This is a genomic window from Bacillus sp. Bvel1 (assembly GCF_014872755.1).
Lineage (GTDB): Bacteria > Bacillota > Bacilli > Bacillales > Bacillaceae > Bacillus > Bacillus velezensis.
Genome location: NZ_JAAOBZ010000008.1, coordinates 399,249 through 418,067 on the forward strand (window position 1 = coordinate 399,249; position 18,819 = coordinate 418,067).

Below are 18,819 nucleotides of genomic sequence, written 5' to 3' on the forward strand. Positions count from 1 at the left end.
AATTGATAATGAAGACGCTTGGAACATTATGTGTGCTGATTCTGACAGCCATCCTTGTCTATCTGGGATATAACATCTATACAAACGATATTCATTTAAATTTTTTCAATCAGCAGTCCGACGAGCCTGATGAGAAAACACCGTTAAAAGGGAGCGCGTCACCGCTGAATGTCGTTCTGTACAGACAGATGGATTCTCCCAGACTGTACAATGGCTGTGAGGTGACCAGCCTTGCCATGATTTTGAACAATGCCGGATATCATGTGTCAAAAAATACATTGGCGGATAAAATCAATAAAGTTCCGCTCACATACAGCAGCGGGCTGAAGGGAGATCCGAATGAAGGATTTGCCGGAGATATGGAAAACGGCCCGGGTTTAGGCGTTTATCATGAGCCGATTGATAAACTTGCCAAAGAATATGCGGGAAACAAAGTATACGATCTTACGGGAAAAGACATTTCTTCAGTGTACCGCCAGCTTGAAAAAGGGCGGCCGGTCTGGGTGATTACCACCACATCCTTTAAGCCGGTTGATCATATGCAGACTTGGGATACGCCGAACGGAAAGATCGACATTACGTTCAGCATGCATAGCGTAGCCGTAACCGGTTATGATCACGATTATGTTTACGTTAATGATCCTTACGGCTATAAAAACAGAAAAACAGACCGGTCTGACTTTGAAAAAGCCTGGAAGCAGATGGGCAGCCAGGCCATTGTGATCAAGTCATAAAAAAACCCCGCTGACGTTAATCTGCGGGGTTTTCCATTCGTTTTTTCATTTCTTCGTGCGTATAAATCACCTGCATCGGATTTCCTCCGACAAACGCCCCGGCCGGGACATCTTTGTGCACCAGCGTGCCGGCTGATACAACGGCTCCGCTCCCGATGGTGACGCCGGGCAGAATGGTTGTGTTTGCCCCGATCATCACCTCGTCACCGATTGTGACAAAACCGGTCCGGTACTCATGTATTAAATATTCATGAGCCAAAATCGTCGTATTGTAGCCGATAATGCTGTTTTTTCCGACAGTGATTTTTTCGGGAAACATGATATCCGGCATCACCATCAGCGCGAATGACGTCTGTTTTCCGACATTCATTTTCAAAAAGGTTCGGTACAGCCAGTTTTTCACGCTTAAAAACGGCGTATACCTTGCAATCTGAATGATGATGAAATTTTTCATCACCTTCAGGAAGGGAACCGTCTGATAAACATGCCACAATGAATTTGCACCTGAAACAGGATGGCGGTCTGTTTTTCTCACGGGTTACTTCACTCCGGTGATGTGCAATAAATCACTCATTTTCTCGAGCATATAATCGGGTTCATAGGCGGAAAGCGTCTGTGCGCCTTTAATCGTCCACGCGACGCCGGCTGTTTTCGTGCCGGCGTTTTTTCCCGCCATGACATCGTGATAATTGTCACCGACCATGATGGCTTCCGACGGATCGCACCCAAGCCGGCTGAGCGCAAGCCGCACAGGCTCGGGGTCAGGCTTCGGCTGCTTAACATCATCAAGCGTGACGACAGTATCGAAAAACGCCCCGATGCCTGTCAGCTTCAATCCCATATTGACTGTATCCCTCAGCTTAGTAGTGACAATACCAAGCTGATAGCCCGCTTTTTTCAATTCATCCAGCGTTTCATAAACCGTTTCGTACTCCGTGACGAGCTCATCGTGCTTTTCATGGTTGAATGCTCTGTACATGCTGATCATCTCATCGCACTTTTCGGCATTAATGCCTGAAAACGTTTCGTACAGAGGCGGGCCGATAAACGGAAGCACATCTTCCCTTTTAAACTGCCCCGGGCAATAATGATCAAGCGTATGAAGGTAAGAAGCGATAATCAGTTCATTCGTGTCAATCAGCGTGCCGTCGAGATCGAATAAAATGGCGGTTACATGTTTATCAGTCATCTTATGTCCTTTCCGATTTCAGTCGTCAGTCCGTGTCAGCATACCGCTTATCGGCATACCCCTTCATGCGTCTGAAAATCATTAAAATAATCGCAAGTACAATCAGCACAATGGAAATGACCTGCGCGATCCGAAGCTGGCTCGTAAGCATCAGGCTGTCCGTCCGCATTCCCTCAATAAAGTATCTGCCGATTGAATACCAGATCACATACGTCAAAAACAGATTGCCCCTGCGCAGGTTCACGCGGCGGAGCAGAAGCAGAATCACGACGCCCGCAAAACTCCACAGCGATTCATACAAAAACGTCGGGTGATAATATTGTCCGTCTATGTACATCTGATTAATGATGAAATTCGGAAGATGCAGACTTTCTAAAAATGACCGGCTGACCGCTCCACCGTGAGCCTCCTGGTTGATAAAGTTCCCCCAGCGTCCGATGGCCTGGCCGAGCAGAATACTCGGCGCGGCAATATCCGCCAGCTTCCAGAATGAGATGCCTCTTACTTTTGAAAAGACAATTCCCGTTGCGATCGCGCCGATTAATCCGCCGTGAATCGCAATGCCGCCTTTCCAAGTTTTAATGATTTCCCCGGGGTGTTCCGAGTAATAGCTCCACTCGAAAAGCACATAATATGCCCTTGCGCAAATGATTGCGATCGGGATGGCGAAAAGAACAAGATCAATAAAAATGTCCTTTTTCAGCCCCCGCTTTTCACTCTCCCTCATGGCCATCCAAAGCCCTAATAACGCGCCCGCGCCGATAATGATGCCGTACCAGTGCACGGATAAAGGCCCGAGCTGCAAGGCAATCGGATTGATTGGTGTTCCAGCTTCATTCATATTATTGCCAACTCCTATTCGTCTTGTTCGCCGTCCTCAATGACATCCGCCAGCTTATTCGTGAATTGTTCGGCAGCATTTAAGCCCATCCGCTTCAATCTGAAGTTCATCGCCGCAACTTCGATAATAACGGCGAGATTCCGCCCCGGGCGGACGGGAATGGTCAGTTTTGTAATTTCCGTATCAATGATTTTCATTTTTTCTTCTTCAAGTCCGAGACGGTCGTATTGCTTTCCTTGCTCCCAAAGCTCAAGGTCCATGACGATTGTAATTCTTTTATTGCTTCTGACGGCGCCCGCCCCGAACAGCGTCATGACATTTATAATGCCGAGCCCCCTGATTTCGAGCAGATGCTCAATCAGATCAGGCGCGTTCCCGACAAGGGTATCCTGATCCTCCTGCCGGATTTCAACGCAGTCATCCGCGACAAGACGATGGCCTCGTTTGACAAGCTCCAGCGCCGTTTCACTTTTACCGACGCCGCTTTTTCCCGTAATGAGCACGCCGACGCCGTATATATCCACAAGCACGCCGTGAATGGCCGTTGTCGGCGCGAGACGGCTTTCAAGAAAATTCGTCAGCCTGCTTGACAGCCTGGTTGTTTTCAGAGGGGATCTGAGCACAGGCACGCCGTTTTGCTCGGAAGCTTCTACAAGCTCCGGCGGGATCGGCATATCTCTGGAAAGTATGATAGCCGGCGTCACATCGGTGCACAGCGATTTCATCCGCTGTTTCTTATCTTCCTCGGGAAGCTGATCGAAAAATGACAGCTCCGTTTTTCCTAAAAGCTGCACCCGTTCTCTCGGGTAATATGTAAAATAACCGGCGATTTCAATACCGGGCCGTGATAAATCACTCATCGTAATCGGGCGGTTAATCCCTTCTTCTCCGCTGATCAATTCTAAATGGAACTGTTCCATTACGTCTTTGGTCCGAACCTTTGCCAAGATATGTTCCTCCTGTTCTGGGATGTTCCGAGCTTTGAACAGTTATATTTTATCACTTTACCGTCTGAACCAAAACAGATTTATACAATTCCGGCATAACTGGTCTAGATAACTAGTCTGAAAAGGAGTAAAATAAAACTAACAACTAACCAGAAAGGCGTGTTTTAAAGTGGCTGAAAGCTTGTTAATCAGCGGTGCGGACATCGTAACAGAAAAAGAAATCATCCGAAACGGTTTTCTCGGTATAAAGGACGGCATCATTTCTTACGCGGGAAAAACAAGGCCGCAAGAAACGTATGAGAAGGAATGGAAGGCGCCCGAGGGCTCGTATGCGCTTCCCGGAATGATTGATATCCATATTCACGGCGGATACGGCGCGGATACGATGGATGCCGATGTTGCGGCTCTTGATACACTGTCCGCCCGGCTGCCCGAAGAAGGAACAACCGCTTTTTTAGCGACAACGATCACACAGCAGCACGAAAACATTGAAAAAGCGCTCATCAACGCCAAAAAATGGGCGTCTTCCTCATCGGAGACCCAAAAAGGCGCTGAGTTGATCGGCATTCATTTAGAAGGACCGTTTGTCTCTCCGAAAAAGGCGGGAGCACAGCCGAAACAATGGATTACTCCTGCTGATGCCGGGCTCTTTCAGAAATGGGAGCGGCTCTCGGGAGGGCTGATCAAAATCGTGACGCTTGCGCCGGAAGAAGATCCTGATTTCAGCCTGATCCGTTATTTAAAAAACCAAAACATCATCCCCTCAATGGGACACACAGACGCAGGAGCCGAGCTTTTACAAAAAGCGGCGGATGCCGGGGCGGTGCATATGACGCACCTCTTTAACGCCATGAGCTCCTTTCATCACCGTGAGCCGGGGGGCATCGGCACGGCTCTCGCCTGCGGCCGCATCACGGCGGAGCTGATCACTGACGGCATTCATTCTCATCCTCTGGCTGTAAAGCTTGCCTATTTGGCGAAAGGAAGCCAAAACCTGATCATGATTACAGACTCCATGCGGGCAAAAGGGCTTAAGGACGGAGAATACGAATTCGGCGGGCAAAAAGTCACCGTTCGCGGTGACACGGCGCTTCTCTCTGACGGAACGCTGGCCGGTTCCATTTTAAAAATGAATGAAGGCGCGGCGCTCATGCGCAGGTTTACAAAATGCTCATGGCTGGATATAGCAAATATGACATCGGCAAATGCGGCCCGCCGCCTCGGCATATTCGACCGTAAAGGAAGCATCGCCGAAGGAAAAGACGCCGACGTTGTTCTGACGGACGGACAGTGCGGCGTGCTGACCACGATTTGCCGCGGAAACACCGCATATATCTCAAGGGAGGCTGATTGGACATGAACGTTATCACATGCAGACATTATGAAGAATTAAGTGAAAAAGCCGCAGCGATTATCGCTGAAACAGTGAAACAAAAGCCGGATGCCGTTCTCGGCCTTGCGACGGGGGGCACTCCTGAAGGCGTATACAAAGAACTTGTGCGGATGCACCGCTCAGAAGGCTTGTCGTTCCGGAATGTCACGACGATCAACCTTGATGAATACGCCGGGCTTTCTCCCGAGGACAAAAACAGCTATCATTATTATATGAATACACATTTTTTTGCACATATCGACAGCCGAAAGGACCGCCACTTTCTCCCTGACGGACGGGCAGACGATCTTGATGCCGAATGCGGGCGCTATGACCGATTGATTCAAACACTCGGCGGAGCGGATATACAGCTTTTAGGCATCGGACACAACGGCCATATCGGCTTTAATGAACCCGGGACGCCATTTGAATCCCGAACCCATGTCGTTGAGCTGAATGAAGAGACAAGACAGGCGAATGCGCGGTACTTTCCGTCAATTGATCAAGTCCCTGAAAAAGCCCTGACAATGGGGATCGGGACGATTTTGTCCGGCAAACGGATTCTGATCATGGCATCCGGAAAAAGCAAGGCCCAAGCGGTGAAGCAGCTTCTGGACGGGCGCGTCAGCGAAGCATTCCCCGCCTCCGCCCTGCACGCGCATCCGGATGTGACGGTCTTGATTGATGAAAAGGCTGCGGGCGGCGATTGAAAGGATTTGACCTATGCAGATTGATAAACAATCTCCGATTCCGATTTACTTTCAGATTATGGAACAATTAAAAACACAAATCAAAAACGGCGAGCTGAAAGCGGATGCGCTGCTTCCGTCGGAGCGGGAATACGCCGAACAATTCGGCATCAGCCGAATGACGGTGCGTCAGGCGCTTTCCAATTTGGTGAATGAAGGATTTTTATACAGACAGAAAGGCCGGGGAACGTTCGTCAGCAAACTGAAGATGGAACAGCCGCTTCAAGGGCTGACAAGCTTCACCGAAGATATGAGAAGCCGGGGCATGAAGCCGGGGAGCAGACTTGCCGAATACCAGCTGATTCAGGCGACGGAAGAATTATCTTCTATCCTGGGGTGCGGCTATCCGGCAACGCTTCATAAAATCATCCGCGTCCGGCTGGCAAATGATATCCCGATGGCGATTGAGGCATCGTATATCCCGTTTGACAAGGCGGGAAAATTGGATGCCTCCCATTTTCAATCATCCATGTATGAGCATATTGAAGCGTACAATCAGATGCCGATCTCACGGGCAAAACAAGAGCTTGAACCGGGAACCGCTTCCGAGGAAGAAGCTGAGCTGCTCGGTATCCAGCCCGGCGCCCCCGTCCTCTATATCAAGCGGACCACTTATCTGCAGGACGGCACTGCCTTTGAGCACGTCAAATCCGCCTACAGAGGCGACCGCTACACATTCGTGCATTATATGGACAGGGTGAAATGAAACATCTCCAACCGTTACGGGTTGGAGATGTTTTTTTGATCTGCCATTTTCAAATCAAGCCGGTGAATGTTCTCTATGACTCTGTCAAAACGAAGAGGCTGGGGTTCCGGTATCTATTTTTATAAAGAAAAGAGTAATAAAATGCTATCCTCTGTTTTGGACAATATACGGAACCTGCTTTGAAATCAGCAGCAGCGGTTCTTTGTTTTTATGAGCCAATGAAAACATGATTGCGCCTTCAATCATCGAGTTGATTGTCATCCCAAGCTTCTCCGCTTCCTCTTGTTCAAACCCATGCTCAAGAAATTTTGCCGCAAACACATCCGTCCACTTCTTGAACACCTCAACACATGTGCATCTTAACGTTTCATTGATCAGAGCGGTCTCACCCGCCAGCAATCCAACCGGCACGCCCTCAATATTCTGCGGATCATTAAACTGTTCAGCCGTTACATGAATAAAGTGCTGAATCGCTTCTACAGGGTCCGCGGATTGAGACATACTATTCTGTATCTGCTTTTCAACGCATCTTCCCGTATATTTGATCGCCGCAATGGCGAGTTCTTCTTTTCCGTTTGGAAAGTGATGATACACTGACCCTCTGGGTGCTCCGCTCTCTTTTATAATTTGATTCAAACCAGTCGCATGGTATCCCTGAATCTGAAAAAGATATGCAGAGGTTTGAATAATTCTTTCTTTTGTCCCGGTTTTACTGTTCATTATGTTTCCTCCTGCATATTACGAAAACCAATCGATTTTAGTATAGAAAAGGGACATAAAAAAGTCAAAAACACTTAGTACCGCCATGCATGTTACAGAAAAAAACCTGCTGACCGTCAGATTTTCTTCTGACCGATCGGCAGGTGTATGTTTTTGCTATGGGTTTGAGGCATGCCTGAAATCAAACTGATCCGGAGCCGGGTGATACGGCGTATTTCCCGTTTTGAACATCCACAGCGGTGATATTGTTTTGCCGTTGTACGGGTCCTTCACGACGGTGTACCAGTAATAAACGGAATCAGGCTGCAGGCCGTCCCAGACCCAATTTGCGGTTTTTCCGCTTTTTACGTGTTTTTTATGACCGAGCAGTTCGTTCGTATAAACGTTGCATTCAAAATAATCAGTCGCTACCCTTTTCCTCTTCGGCTGTAAATCCATTTCTGCTGAGAATTCGTCTTTATCAGCGAACAGATCGGTGTCATAGTAATTGATGTCATCCGTGTACGGCGAGTAGGAGAACATGTGAACCTGATTGGCGGCCTGATCAAATTGCATTATGCGCATAAAGCCCTGCCCCCCTTCCGGACCGTCCTGGTAGTCGGTCAGAATTTGGTGGACGAGGCGGTCCGGTTTTCCGTCTCCGTCATCGTCAAGCGCATCGGTTTTTTTCATGGCGTTATGGTAATGGCCGCTTAATACCATCGCCACATTGCGATTCGGCTTGACGACTTTTCGATAGATCGTCTCCCCGATCGGGCTTCGATTTCCGCTCACAAGCAAGTACTCATGAAAGCATAAGATGGCGGTTCGGTCCGGATACCTCTTCAGCACTTGATTGATCCAGTCAATCTCTTGTTCCGTAATGCCCCAGCCCATATAAATCATAATAAAATCGTTCCCGCTTGCCGACAGCAGATCATAATGCCCGCGGTTATTTTTGTATGATCCGCCGTAATGCATGTTCTGTTCAAACCGGCGGCTCCCGAAGAAATCCCCGAAGGTTCGGTATGTGCCGTCTTTATGGCCGACGTCGTGATTGCCGGCAAGCACTCCGTACGGAATCCCCGCCTTGTCAAGCGTCCGCATGGAGTGATCGGCGTTTTTCCACTGTTTCATCACCATTGAATCATCGACAATATCACCGGTATGAAAGACATATTTAATATTGTGCTTTTCCTTATTTTCTTTGATCCACTCCGTCATTTTGTCAAAAATGTGCGGGTGCCCTTGTGCGTAATACTGTGTATCCGACATCCAGACAAACGTGTAATTGCCTTTCGCCGGTATTTGATCCTGCACGATGACATTCATTTTTGAGTTCTTCACCACATCCGCTGCGGAAACGGCGGCTTTTAATGTAAACGGCTTTTTATCTTTGGCAAGGACGCTGTCCGCCTCCTGCCAGCGGCTTGTCCGGTAATTCCAAATATACATGGTTACCTTTCGGCCGGGCAGAGAGCTTCCTTTCCAGACCGCCTCGGCCAGATCCGTTTCGTCGATAGACGGGTCAACGGAGACTTCGAACCGGTGATAAGGAAAACGCTCCATACTTTCCGCCGAAACGGTTTTTCCGTCATTTGCCGAGATACGGTTCATTTCCGGCAGGGTAAACGGCATTTCATTTTCTTTTACACCCTTCGGCGGTTCCGTTAATGAGGCGTGTTTATACACTTTCACGCTGCCCGGATTCCGCGCGGTATAACGGAAGCCGCGATAAAATGATACATTCATGTCATCCATCGTCGGGTCTTTTACCCGGACGGACAGCTTTGCTTTGCGGGCGCCGATTTTTTGACCGGCAAGCTCCGGCTGGTTCGGCTCCTCCCGTTTAATATGGAAGGTGCGGACGGACGTTGTTTCATTTCCGGCAAGGTCTGCCGCAATGATAGTAAGGGTGTGCTTTCCGGGCTTGAGATCGGCTGATGACGTGTGATGCGGGAGCGTAATGCTTTCTCCGTCCAAAAACGCTTTCACCTCTTCCACTTTGCTCCATTTATCACGGATGTCCGCATTCAGCTCAACATTACCTTTCAGCGCCGCGCCTTCTTTAATACCCGGGACAATCTTCGGCCCCGAATTGTCCACCCTCACAGATTGGCTCAGCTGCTCCTCACCGTCACTGACAAAAATATGGTGATAGCCTTCCGAAAGCTTCGCCGTGTTCCACGGCAGCAGCCGTGACGTAAACAAATGATCCGGCAGGCTGAATGAGAAGGTCTTCTGCTGATTCGCCCGCCTGCCGTCACCGATAAACAGCTGCTCGGACGGGTCCGTCTTCCCGTCTTTGATCACCGTTCCGTCCGAAAGCACCAGACGGGCATGTTTCACGACAAAATCATCCCGATTCTCTCCCGTGTCATACGGAGAAACCTTTGAGCCCGAACGGATGGATACTTTCTGTGTTTTGCCCCCTTTTAGCAGCAGACGTTCCGGAAGCAGAACCGAGTGCGTTCTGTAGCGGTGAGACGGATCGTCAAAAATGTGCAGCACCTCGTTTTCCATCATGACGGTGTTTTGAAAATAAAGATTCGTTTTCCGGGCATCGAAGGCGAAATAGACCTCTTTTTCCAGCGCCGGCCGGGTCTCCTGCCGCTTGCCGTCAATCCACAGCTTGATCTCATCGGCGCTGACGTCGGAAGTCGCTTTGAGCAGATAGGTGCCGGATATCGTATCTTCCGGTTCAACATTCATTCTGAGTCCGTGTGATTTGCTCGTCTGTTCAATGTCAATCATCTTGACGGGCGTTTTTGCTTCATTTTCTCCATCACTGGCTGCGATATAATACTCAAGCTGATCCTGGCCGAGCAGTTCCGGGGAATAAAGAATGTGATGGTATAAGCTGTCGTTGCGGTCTTTTTCGGCCAGAATTCGTTTGAATGGTTTTTTCTCATTGGTCCGGTAATAAAACGCGGCTGTTTTGACAAGGTTTTTGTCTTTTATGTCAGCCTTTAATTCAATGCTTTCAGCGGGCCGGACGGGCTTTCTGTCTGTAAGGTCTTCGATGACCGGTTTTTCCTTGTCCGGTTTGATCACCCTTTTCTGCTGCGGAATCTGCGCCTGAAAAACGGAGCCCGGTGACGGCTTATGCTCGCTCGTGGAGATCTTCAGCAATTCTCCCGTTCCGTTCAGCGGATATTTGTACAGCAAAGAAGTCAGCCGGCGGAAAGCGTGTTTCCGGTATTGCGCTGAGGCGATATCCTTGCCGGTATTTGCCGACAGCACGACCGTACGCGGGCGGCCGTTGGACATTCCGTCTGTCCCTTCGATGACGGCGAGATGTTCTCCTTCCTTCAGACGTGTCCCGTAATAGCGGTTGAAATCATCTATCGTCAGTTCTGATGCGGCGCGTCTCAGCCAAAACACGTAAGTCCCGCCTGACGGAATGACGGTATCTTCTTTCGGCCTCCATATCATATCTGATTCCGGCCCTTCCTTCGGATAGCGGTAGCGGATATGATAGTCTTTAAAATGAATGGGCCTGTCCGTCGTGTTATACACCTCGATAAATTCATAGGCATCAGCGCCGTCTTCATTTTTCGTATCAACCGCAAGCTCCGTAATCATCAGCTCGGGAATATGATTCAAATCGGCTTGATAGCCGTCCAGCTTCAGCCGCTTTTTCTCCGATTCCGCCCGCTGTCTGCCGTTGGTGAAAACAAGGTAATATTCCAATTCTCCATTCCAGATATCCCGTTTTGAAACCTGGGCCGTAAAAAGCCGGATTGCGCCTGGCGCGGGCTCCATCGGCACCATCTTAAACCCCAGCTCATTGCTTTGTTTATAAAAAAGAAACGCCGAAAACGCTTGATAGTCAGCATTCCGTACATGAGCCTGTATGAACAGATTTCTTTTCATTTCCGCCTTTACTTCGATTTGGGGAGGATTCTCCAGAAGCGGTATGTAATGAGGCGGCTGTCCGAATTCCTGCTGATTCACGGGGATTGCCGATTCTTTGCGCGCCGCATCCGCAGAAGGACTCACACAAAGCAAACCAATCAGAAAAAAGAGCGTCATCACAAGTTTCATCTCATTACCTCCCTATGCATTATGTTGCGTCAGGAGGCTGCCGCTTATGTAAACCGCACATAAAAAAGCTGCCCTCTCGGGACAGCTTGTTTTTTATCCTTTTCTAAGCGGCTCCAATATGCCTTTTTGGATCAGCAAGTGGAAAACGGACAGCACGACGGATGCCCAAATGGCGGTGCCGAACCCGTCAATCTGAAAGCTGTCTCCCATCATTGCTGCGGTCATCATTAACGTAATGGCGTTGATGACAAACAGAAAGAGGCCGAGGGTCACAACCGTGACAGGCAATGTCAATATGACGATGATCGGTTTGATCAGCACATTTAACACAGAAAGAATCACACTGGCGATGACAGCCGCTCCGATACTGCTGATATGGACGGAATCAAAATATCCCGCGATAACGATTAATAATAAAGCATTTACTAAAATGCTGACTGCCCATTTGATCATTTATTTCAAATCTCCTTCTAATGGTACAACAAAACACCAGATAATATATACAATCGGCACGATTCCGCTCGTGACAAGCGCTAATACAACGGTGATAATGCGCAAAAGCGACGCATCCATATTGATGTACTCCGCCAAACCGCCGACGACGCCGGCGATTTTACGGTTTTTTTCTGAACGGTAAAGTCTTTTCATCCAATCACCTCTGAGTATGCTTGAGCTTAATGGCTCCTGTTAACGATTCTGAGAAAATCGAGAGATGCTGATCATGGCCTTGATTTGATGCCAGCATCAGTTCTTTTTGAATGGTATCATTCTTTTCCTTTAAAATTTCCGCATCAATCAGCTCATGGCTGAGAGAGCCGAGATTGCTTTTGAGCTCCGCTTTCACCGCCGAATCATCAGGCAGAGCGATCTCCACGTTTCCGGTCGTCGTTTTCGTGTAGATGGAGCGGCAGTGCGGCGCTGTCACGGTAAGCATGATATTGCCGTTAAAGCTTTGAACGTCAATGGATTCACTCGATCCGCGCAAATCAATCAAGCCGTTGATCGTTTCCGCTTCAATCGCGCCGCATTGATGTCCGGCCAGCTTGATTTGTCCGTTAGCCGTTTCCGCCGACGCTTTCTCAGCCGTCAAATGAGAGAATGACAGAACGCCGTTTGTCGTTTTCGCCGAGAATTCTTTTACATGTAAATGTTCCCCTCTGATCGGTCCGTTAAACAGCTTCACTCTTATCTTATCGTACTCTTTCTGGGGAACATAAAGCGTAACATTGGTTTTCATCGTTTTCTTTTCCGTGCGGACAAAAAACTTATTGCCCTTCACTTCACACTCAATATGCTGAAGAAATGCGGTGCGCGCCGCCTCCTGACTGTCCGCCCGGTACACTTTCGCCTGGCACTCCGCTCTGATATCTTCATCCGCCCACGGCACGATATTGACGCTGCCGTTTGCGATCTGCATATCAATGGCCGAGAATTCACTGTCTTTAAATTGAAAAATATGCTGCACTTCGTGTGCGTGGCCGAAATTCAGATCAAGATCCGCTTCCTTCACTTTTTTGACGGCAGAATCAATCCAGTCGAACAGCTTCGCCCCGAGCGACGGCTTTTGGCTTCCTTTTGCACCGCTTTCGAAATCTTCCGCAGGTTCCTGAACCTCCGCAGATAACGCGGTGATCTGATCTTCTTTTTCTTTATATTCATGATCCAGTTTTTCAATGAGCGTCAGTGCTTCCTGCGCCGTCAGCATGCCGTCTTCCACAAGCTTTAAAATCCGTTCTTTCTCCTGTTTCATACAAAACTCCTCCCCCGACTTTTCTTACACCTGGCGTAACACCTTAATTCCCTGCACGATATTCCAAATGACCATTCCGATGAGGATCAGAAAATAAACAGCTGCTCCTGTTATCATAACAAAAACGGGCACCATACTCTCCCCCTGGGCCGTAATCAATCCGCCGACAACACCGGCGGTCACAATCAGCAAGCCCGCAAACGGAATGATATGGGAAATCAGAGCACGCATGGCATGCCGCTTCGTCTCTTTTTCATCGACGACAAAGTAAGCCACAATCGGAAGAATGAGCGGCGCGAGAAACACGCTGAAATAACAGATTGATGCGATAATCGCTTGATTTCGGTTCAATAAAAACACTCCCTGTGCCGTGATATAAAAAACCATTCCTTATACATACGTATGACGAATGAGCGGGTTTCATTTTCATGCTAAGGACATGCTTCGTTATACGTAATTTTTGGTTTCAGAGATTTCACTATAGAATCTTTTCCCCGAACCGATTACAATATGTAACAAAGCCTGACCGTATGCAAGGAGGACATACAAATGGAGAAAGATCCCGAAAACGCCCAAGTAACGGAAGAGAGTCTTCGAAATTTAATTCGCGAACAGAAAAGAATGAACAGCGAAATGCTGGCTGAATTGGAACAGATCAAAGCAGCCCCTCTTCCCATTTCCCATGATATCCAATATATAAAAGTGCTGCTGGACAGCAGCAGCACCCATATTCTGCAGGACTTAATGCATTTAAGCAGACAGCTTCCCCAACAGAAAAAAAGCCTGTAACAACAACAGCCCAAAACCGATGAGTTTTGGGCTGTTTTTATTGATCTATTACGTGGCTGCCGTTTCTTTTTCGGCCAGCAATGTTTTCATCCGTTTTTTATCGCGTTCCATTACCGGTTTCAGATAGCGGCCCGTATATGATTCTTTCACTTCGACAACTTCTTCAGGCGTTCCGGAGGCTACGATCGTGCCGCCGCCCGCTCCGCCTTCAGGTCCCAGATCGACGATGTAGTCCGCCGTTTTAATGATATCGAGATTGTGTTCAATGACCAAAACGGTATCACCGTTATCGACGAGTCTTTGAAGCACAACCAAAAGCCTTGCGATATCATCAACGTGGAGGCCTGTCGTCGGTTCGTCCAGAATATACAGCGTCCGGCCGGTGGAACGCTTATGCAGCTCGGAAGCGAGCTTGACGCGCTGCGCTTCTCCGCCTGACAGCGTCGTCGCCGGCTGGCCGAGCGTCACATACCCAAGTCCGACATCAGCAAGCGTTTGAAGCTTGCGTTTGATTTTCGGGATATTTTCAAAGAAAGACAGAGCATCTTCCACCGTCATATCCAGAACGTCGGAAATGCTTTTTCCTTTGTATGTGACCTCAAGCGTCTCCCGGTTGTAACGTTTGCCGTGGCACACTTCACACGGAACGTACACGTCAGGAAGGAAGTGCATCTCAATTTTGATGATGCCGTCGCCGCGGCAGGCCTCACAGCGCCCGCCTTTTACATTAAAACTGAACCGGCCTTTTTTATAGCCGCGCACCTTTGCTTCATTTGTCTGCGCGAATACATCGCGGATATCATCAAACACACCCGTGTAAGTTGCCGGATTTGATCTCGGTGTCCGGCCGATCGGCGCCTGGTCGATGTCGATCACCTTATCAAGGTGGTCAAGGCCTTTGATCTCTTTATGGCTTCCCGGTTTCGCTTTGGCTTTATGAAGCTTTTGCGCAAGCGCCTTATGCAGAATTTCATTCACAAGCGTGCTTTTTCCCGAACCGGACACACCTGTCACCGCCGTAAAAGTGCCGAGCGGGAATTTGGCGTTCGCTTTTTTCAGGTTGTTTTCTGAAGCGCCTTTGATTTCAATGAACCGGCCGTCAGGCTTTCTTCTCTCCGGAGGCATCGGGATGAATTGAGCCCCTGACAAATAACGTCCGGTCAGAGAATCCGCATCATTCATCACTTCTTCAGGCGTCCCCGCCGATATGACGCGGCCGCCGTGAATGCCGGCGCCCGGGCCGATATCTATCAAGTAATCGGCAGCCATCATCGTATCTTCATCATGCTCCACGACAATCAGTGTATTGCCGAGATCCCTCATGTTTTTCAGCGCGCTGATCAGACGGTCATTGTCACGCTGGTGAAGGCCGATGGACGGTTCATCAAGAATGTACAGGACGCCTGACAAACGGGAGCCGATCTGCGTCGCAAGCCTGATACGCTGGGCTTCTCCGCCTGACAGCGTTCCCGCCGCCCTGCTCAGCGTCAGGTAATCAAGACCGACTTTATCTAAAAAGCTGAGACGCTCCACAATCTCTCTTAAAATTAAATCGGCAATCTGCATATCTTTCTCAGACAGCGTCAGGTTTTTGAAAAATTCCAGCGCATCGCCGACGGAAAGCTCGGTAATGGTGCCGATGTGGCGCCCGTTGACCAAAACGGCAAGCGCTTCTTTCTTCAGCCGGTAGCCTTTGCACGTCGGGCACGGCTTCTGTGACATGTACTGCTCCATCTGTTCACGGATATAATCGGAGCTTGTCTCTTTATACCGTCTCTCAATATTGCGCAGCACACCTTCAAATTCAATTTCATTTTCGCGCACTTGTCCGAAATCATTCTCGTATTTAAAGTATATCCGTTCATTGCCGCTGCCGTACAGCACTTTATCAAGCTGATGCTTCGGCAGGTCTTTGACCGGAATCTCCATATCAATGCCGTAATGGCGGCAGACCGCCTGAAGCAGCTGCGGATAATATTGTGAACTGATCGGCGTCCACGGCGCAATGGCGTGTTCCTTTAATGACAGTTCAGGATTGGGAATGACGAGCTCAGGGTCCACTTCCAGCTTCAAGCCGAGACCGTCGCAAGTCGGGCAGGCGCCGAACGGGCTGTTAAACGAAAACAGCCGGGGTTCAAGCTCCCCGATAGAAAAACCGCACAGCGGACAGGCGTGATGCTCGCTGAACATCAGCTCTTCCTGACCGATGACATCTATCATGACACGGCCTTCCCCTAAGCGGAGCGCGGTTTCCAGTGAGTCGGAAAGCCGGGCGGCAACCCCTTCCTTGACGACAATCCGGTCAATGACCACTTCAATGGAATGCTTTTTGTTTTTTTCAAGTTCAATATCGTCGGAAAGCTCGGCCATTTCTCCGTCAATCCGCACCCTTACGTAACCTTGCTTTCTGATTTGGTCAAGCACTTTGACATGGGCGCCTTTTCTGCCTGAGATGATCGGCGCAAGCACTTGAAGCTTCGTCCGCTCCGGATATTCAAGAATCCGGTCAACCATCTGTTCGATCGTTTGCGACGTAATTTCAATGCCGTGCTCCGGGCAGTGCGGCTTCCCGACTCTCGCGTATAAGAGCCGGAGATAATCATAAATCTCCGTTACTGTTCCGACGGTTGACCGCGGATTGCGGCTCGTCGTTTTCTGATCAATGCTGATCGCCGGAGAAAGCCCTTCGATCGCATCAACGTCCGGCTTATCCATCTGCCCTAAAAATTGGCGCGCATAGGCAGAAAGCGATTCAACATACCGCCTCTGTCCTTCCGCGTAAATGGTGTCAAAGGCAAGGGATGATTTTCCCGATCCGGACAGCCCCGTCACGACGACGAGCTGATCCCGGGGAATCGTTACATCAATGTTTTTTAAATTGTGCGCCCTTGCGCCTTTCACCTCGATCCGGTCAATTGCCATGTGTTCATCATCCTTCCGCTTTAAGCTCTAACAGTAAATCACGAAGCTCTGCCGCCCGCTCGAAATCAAGCGCTCTGGCCGCTTCTTTCATTTCGTGCTCCATTTGCTCAACGACTTTCTGGCGTTCTTTCTTCGTCATCTTCGCCAGTTTAGGCGCGGCTTTTGTTTTATATTCTTCTTTATCCTCAGCGGCCTGCGTCGCGCGGATCACATCGCGGATTTCCTTATTGATCGTTTGCGGCGTAATGCCGTGAATTTCGTTAAAGCGCTCCTGCTGTTCCCGTCGGCGCTTCGTTTCATTAATTGCGATCTCCATCGAATTCGTGATTTTATCGGCATACATGATGACGCGGCCTTCCGCGTTTCGTGCCGCCCGTCCGATCGTCTGAATCAGCGAACGTTCAGAACGGAGGAAGCCTTCTTTATCCGCATCGAGAATGGCGACAAGTGACACTTCCGGAATATCAAGCCCTTCCCTCAGCAGGTTGATGCCGATTAACACATCATGTTTTCCGAGGCGGAGGTCACGGATGATTTCAATCCGTTCAAGCGTCTTAATCTCGGAATGCAGATAATTGACCTTGATGCCGATTTCCTTGAGATAATCGGTCAGATCCTCTGACATTTTTTTCGTTAAAGTCGTCACGAGAACGCGTTCATTCCGTTCAATCCTCGCCTGAATCTCGCCGATCAAATCATCAATCTGTCCTTCGATCGGACGGACGTCAATGAGGGGATCGAGGAGTCCCGTCGGTCTGATGATCTGCTCGATCATTTCCGGCGTATGCTCAATTTCATACGGTCCCGGAGTCGCCGACACGTACACGATATTGTGCATATGCTTTTCAAATTCCTCGAATCGGAGCGGACGGTTGTCAAGCGCTGACGGGAGGCGGAACCCGTGATCGACAAGCACCTGTTTTCTCGCCTGGTCACCGTTGAACATGCCGCGCACCTGCGGAATCGTCACATGTGATTCATCAACGACAATCATAAAATCGTCCGGAAAATAATCAAGCAGCGTATACGGCGTAGAGCCCGGCGGACGGAGCGTCAAATGTCTTGAATAGTTCTCGATCCCTGAGCAAAAACCCATTTCCCGCATCATTTCAAGATCATACCTCGTCCGCTGCTCAAGCCGCTGCGCTTCAAGGAGCTTGCCGTTTTCGTGCATCACTTTCAAGCGCTCCTCAAGCTCCTGTTCAATATTCAGAATCGCTTTTTCCATCTTTTCCGCCCGGGTGACGAAGTGGGAAGCCGGGAAAATCGCGACATGGTCACGGTCGCCGAGAATTTCTCCGGTCAAAGCGTCGACCTCCCTGATCCGCTCAATTTCGTCTCCGAAAAATTCCACTCTGATACAATGTTCGTCACGGGAAGCCGGAAAGATTTCCACAACGTCGCCGCGCACGCGGAACGTCCCGCGCTGAAAGTCGATATCATTGCGGGCATACTGGATATCCACAAGCTTTCTCAGCAGCTCGTTCCGCTCAATCTCCATTTCCGGTCTGAGCGACACGACCATTTCCCGGTATTCTTCAGGCGAACCGAGGCCGTATATGCATGACACACTCGCGATAATGATGACATCTCTCCGTTCAAACAGAGAGGATGTCGCGGAGTGTCTCAGTTTATCAATTTCATCATTAATGCTTGCGTCTTTCTCTATAAAAGTATCCGTTTGAGGCACGTACGCCTCCGGCTGATAGTAATCGTAATAGCTGACAAAATACTCGACAGCGTTGTTCGGGAAAAACTCCTTAAACTCGCTGTACAGCTGTCCAGCAAGGGTTTTGTTATGGGCAATGACCAGTGTCGGTTTGTTCACTTCTTTAATCAGATTGGACACGGTAAAGGTTTTGCCCGTCCCTGTCGCACCCAGGAGAGTCTGGTGTTTTCTGCCTTCCTGTATGCCTTTGACAAGCTTCTCAATCGCTTGCGGCTGATCTCCCTGGGGCTGATATTTCGAGACTAACTCAAAACGATCTTTCACAAAAAAGCCTCCGTTTCTTTACGAAATCTTCCTATTGATATAGTAACACAATGACGGGCAAAATCACTAAAAATACGAACT

General features: G+C 49.2%; 17 protein-coding genes. 5 read left to right on the forward strand and 12 right to left on the reverse strand.

Features of this window, described 5'->3' with window-relative positions; genetic code table 11:
- Positions 1-8 precede the first annotated feature (8 nt).
- Complete coding sequence (locus tag HAP68_RS16360) at positions 9-734, forward strand: C39 family peptidase (RefSeq protein ID WP_003151460.1); 726 nt, start codon at positions 9-11, stop codon at positions 732-734.
- Between the two features lie 16 nt (positions 735-750).
- On the opposite strand, the gene HAP68_RS16365 is transcribed toward HAP68_RS16360, so the two are convergent.
- The 4 genes from HAP68_RS16365 to hprK are packed head-to-tail and all read right to left on the reverse strand — an operon-like array spanning position 751 to position 3,711.
- Positions 751-1,269, reverse strand: a complete 519-nt coding sequence (locus HAP68_RS16365; protein WP_024085850.1) for an acyltransferase — start codon at positions 1,267-1,269, stop codon at positions 751-753.
- A gap of 3 nt (positions 1,270-1,272) precedes the next feature.
- Complete coding sequence (ppaX, locus tag HAP68_RS16370) at positions 1,273-1,923, reverse strand: pyrophosphatase PpaX (RefSeq protein ID WP_024085851.1); 651 nt, start codon at positions 1,921-1,923, stop codon at positions 1,273-1,275.
- Between the two features lie 25 nt (positions 1,924-1,948).
- Positions 1,949-2,764, reverse strand: a complete 816-nt coding sequence (gene lgt, locus HAP68_RS16375) for a prolipoprotein diacylglyceryl transferase (RefSeq protein WP_024085852.1) — start codon at positions 2,762-2,764, stop codon at positions 1,949-1,951.
- Positions 2,765-2,778: 14 nt separating this feature from the next.
- The gene (gene hprK, locus HAP68_RS16380) at positions 2,779-3,711 is read right to left on the reverse strand and encodes an HPr(Ser) kinase/phosphatase (protein WP_003151456.1); all 933 of its coding nucleotides are present in this window, start codon (positions 3,709-3,711) and stop codon (positions 2,779-2,781) included.
- Between the two features lie 169 nt (positions 3,712-3,880).
- Between hprK and nagA the strand changes: the two genes are divergently transcribed.
- From nagA to HAP68_RS16395, 3 genes are read left to right on the forward strand one after another with little or no spacing between them, the layout of a single operon-like run.
- Positions 3,881-5,071, forward strand: coding sequence for an N-acetylglucosamine-6-phosphate deacetylase (gene nagA, locus HAP68_RS16385; protein ID WP_024085853.1), 1,191 nt, complete (start codon positions 3,881-3,883; stop codon positions 5,069-5,071).
- Entirely contained in the window at positions 5,068-5,793 is a 726-nt protein-coding gene (gene nagB, locus HAP68_RS16390; RefSeq protein ID WP_003151453.1) for a glucosamine-6-phosphate deaminase, read from the forward strand. The genes nagA and nagB overlap by 4 nt, the downstream gene beginning before the upstream one ends.
- Before the next feature lie 13 nt (positions 5,794-5,806).
- Positions 5,807-6,538, forward strand: coding sequence for a GntR family transcriptional regulator (locus tag HAP68_RS16395; protein WP_003151452.1), 732 nt, complete (start codon positions 5,807-5,809; stop codon positions 6,536-6,538).
- A 144-nt stretch (positions 6,539-6,682) separates the two neighbouring features.
- Here the strand turns inward: HAP68_RS16395 and HAP68_RS16400 are convergent, their stop codons facing one another.
- The 6 genes from HAP68_RS16400 to HAP68_RS16425 form a co-directional block, all read right to left on the reverse strand.
- Entirely contained in the window at positions 6,683-7,258 is a 576-nt protein-coding gene (locus tag HAP68_RS16400) for a TetR/AcrR family transcriptional regulator (protein ID WP_014305913.1), read from the reverse strand.
- Positions 7,259-7,414: 156 nt separating this feature from the next.
- On the reverse strand, positions 7,415-11,284 hold the full coding sequence (locus tag HAP68_RS16405; protein ID WP_024085854.1) for a metallophosphoesterase: 3,870 nt from the start codon (positions 11,282-11,284) through the stop codon (positions 7,415-7,417).
- Positions 11,285-11,377: 93 nt separating this feature from the next.
- Positions 11,378-11,737, reverse strand: coding sequence for a phage holin family protein (locus tag HAP68_RS16410; RefSeq protein WP_003151449.1), 360 nt, complete (start codon positions 11,735-11,737; stop codon positions 11,378-11,380).
- Positions 11,738-11,932: a PspC domain-containing protein gene (locus HAP68_RS16415; RefSeq protein WP_003151448.1), complete on the reverse strand. Its 195-nt coding sequence runs from the start codon at positions 11,930-11,932 to the stop codon at positions 11,738-11,740.
- Positions 11,933-11,936: 4 nt separating this feature from the next.
- Positions 11,937-13,034 (reverse strand): DUF4097 family beta strand repeat-containing protein, encoded by a 1,098-nt coding sequence (locus HAP68_RS16420; protein ID WP_003151446.1) that lies wholly within the window; start codon positions 13,032-13,034, stop codon positions 11,937-11,939.
- A 24-nt stretch (positions 13,035-13,058) separates the two neighbouring features.
- Complete coding sequence (locus tag HAP68_RS16425) at positions 13,059-13,385, reverse strand: hypothetical protein (protein WP_003151444.1); 327 nt, start codon at positions 13,383-13,385, stop codon at positions 13,059-13,061.
- A 198-nt stretch (positions 13,386-13,583) separates the two neighbouring features.
- Between HAP68_RS16425 and HAP68_RS16430 the strand changes: the two genes are divergently transcribed.
- A complete protein-coding gene (locus HAP68_RS16430; RefSeq protein WP_003151443.1) occupies positions 13,584-13,823 on the forward strand; it encodes a hypothetical protein in 240 nt (79 codons plus the stop codon).
- Positions 13,824-13,871: 48 nt separating this feature from the next.
- Here the strand turns inward: HAP68_RS16430 and uvrA are convergent, their stop codons facing one another.
- Both uvrA and uvrB read right to left on the reverse strand, forming a co-directional pair.
- Entirely contained in the window at positions 13,872-16,745 is a 2,874-nt protein-coding gene (gene uvrA, locus HAP68_RS16435) for an excinuclease ABC subunit UvrA (protein ID WP_024085855.1), read from the reverse strand.
- A gap of 7 nt (positions 16,746-16,752) precedes the next feature.
- A complete protein-coding gene (gene uvrB / locus HAP68_RS16440; RefSeq protein ID WP_003151439.1) occupies positions 16,753-18,738 on the reverse strand; it encodes an excinuclease ABC subunit UvrB in 1,986 nt (661 codons plus the stop codon).
- Between the last annotated feature and the right edge of the window lie 81 nt (positions 18,739-18,819).

What these genes read in the sequence shown, in the direction of transcription:
- HAP68_RS16360 (WP_003151460.1), top strand. Translation starts at nt 9, where the DNA reads ATGAAGACGCTTGGAACATTATGTGTGCTGATTCTGACAGCCATCCTT.
- ppaX (WP_024085851.1), bottom strand. Translation starts at nt 1,923, where the DNA reads ATGACTGATAAACATGTAACCGCCATTTTATTCGATCTCGACGGCACG.
- lgt (WP_024085852.1), bottom strand. Translation starts at nt 2,764, where the DNA reads ATGAATGAAGCTGGAACACCAATCAATCCGATTGCCTTGCAGCTCGGG.
- nagB (WP_003151453.1), top strand. Translation starts at nt 5,068, where the DNA reads ATGAACGTTATCACATGCAGACATTATGAAGAATTAAGTGAAAAAGCC.
- HAP68_RS16395 (WP_003151452.1), top strand. Translation starts at nt 5,807, where the DNA reads ATGCAGATTGATAAACAATCTCCGATTCCGATTTACTTTCAGATTATG.
- HAP68_RS16400 (WP_014305913.1), bottom strand. Translation starts at nt 7,258, where the DNA reads ATGAACAGTAAAACCGGGACAAAAGAAAGAATTATTCAAACCTCTGCA.
- HAP68_RS16405 (WP_024085854.1), bottom strand. Translation starts at nt 11,284, where the DNA reads ATGAAACTTGTGATGACGCTCTTTTTTCTGATTGGTTTGCTTTGTGTG.
- HAP68_RS16410 (WP_003151449.1), bottom strand. Translation starts at nt 11,737, where the DNA reads ATGATCAAATGGGCAGTCAGCATTTTAGTAAATGCTTTATTATTAATC.
- HAP68_RS16415 (WP_003151448.1), bottom strand. Translation starts at nt 11,932, where the DNA reads ATGAAAAGACTTTACCGTTCAGAAAAAAACCGTAAAATCGCCGGCGTC.
- HAP68_RS16420 (WP_003151446.1), bottom strand. Translation starts at nt 13,034, where the DNA reads ATGAAACAGGAGAAAGAACGGATTTTAAAGCTTGTGGAAGACGGCATG.
- HAP68_RS16430 (WP_003151443.1), top strand. Translation starts at nt 13,584, where the DNA reads ATGGAGAAAGATCCCGAAAACGCCCAAGTAACGGAAGAGAGTCTTCGA.
- uvrA (WP_024085855.1), bottom strand. Translation starts at nt 16,745, where the DNA reads ATGGCAATTGACCGGATCGAGGTGAAAGGCGCAAGGGCGCACAATTTA.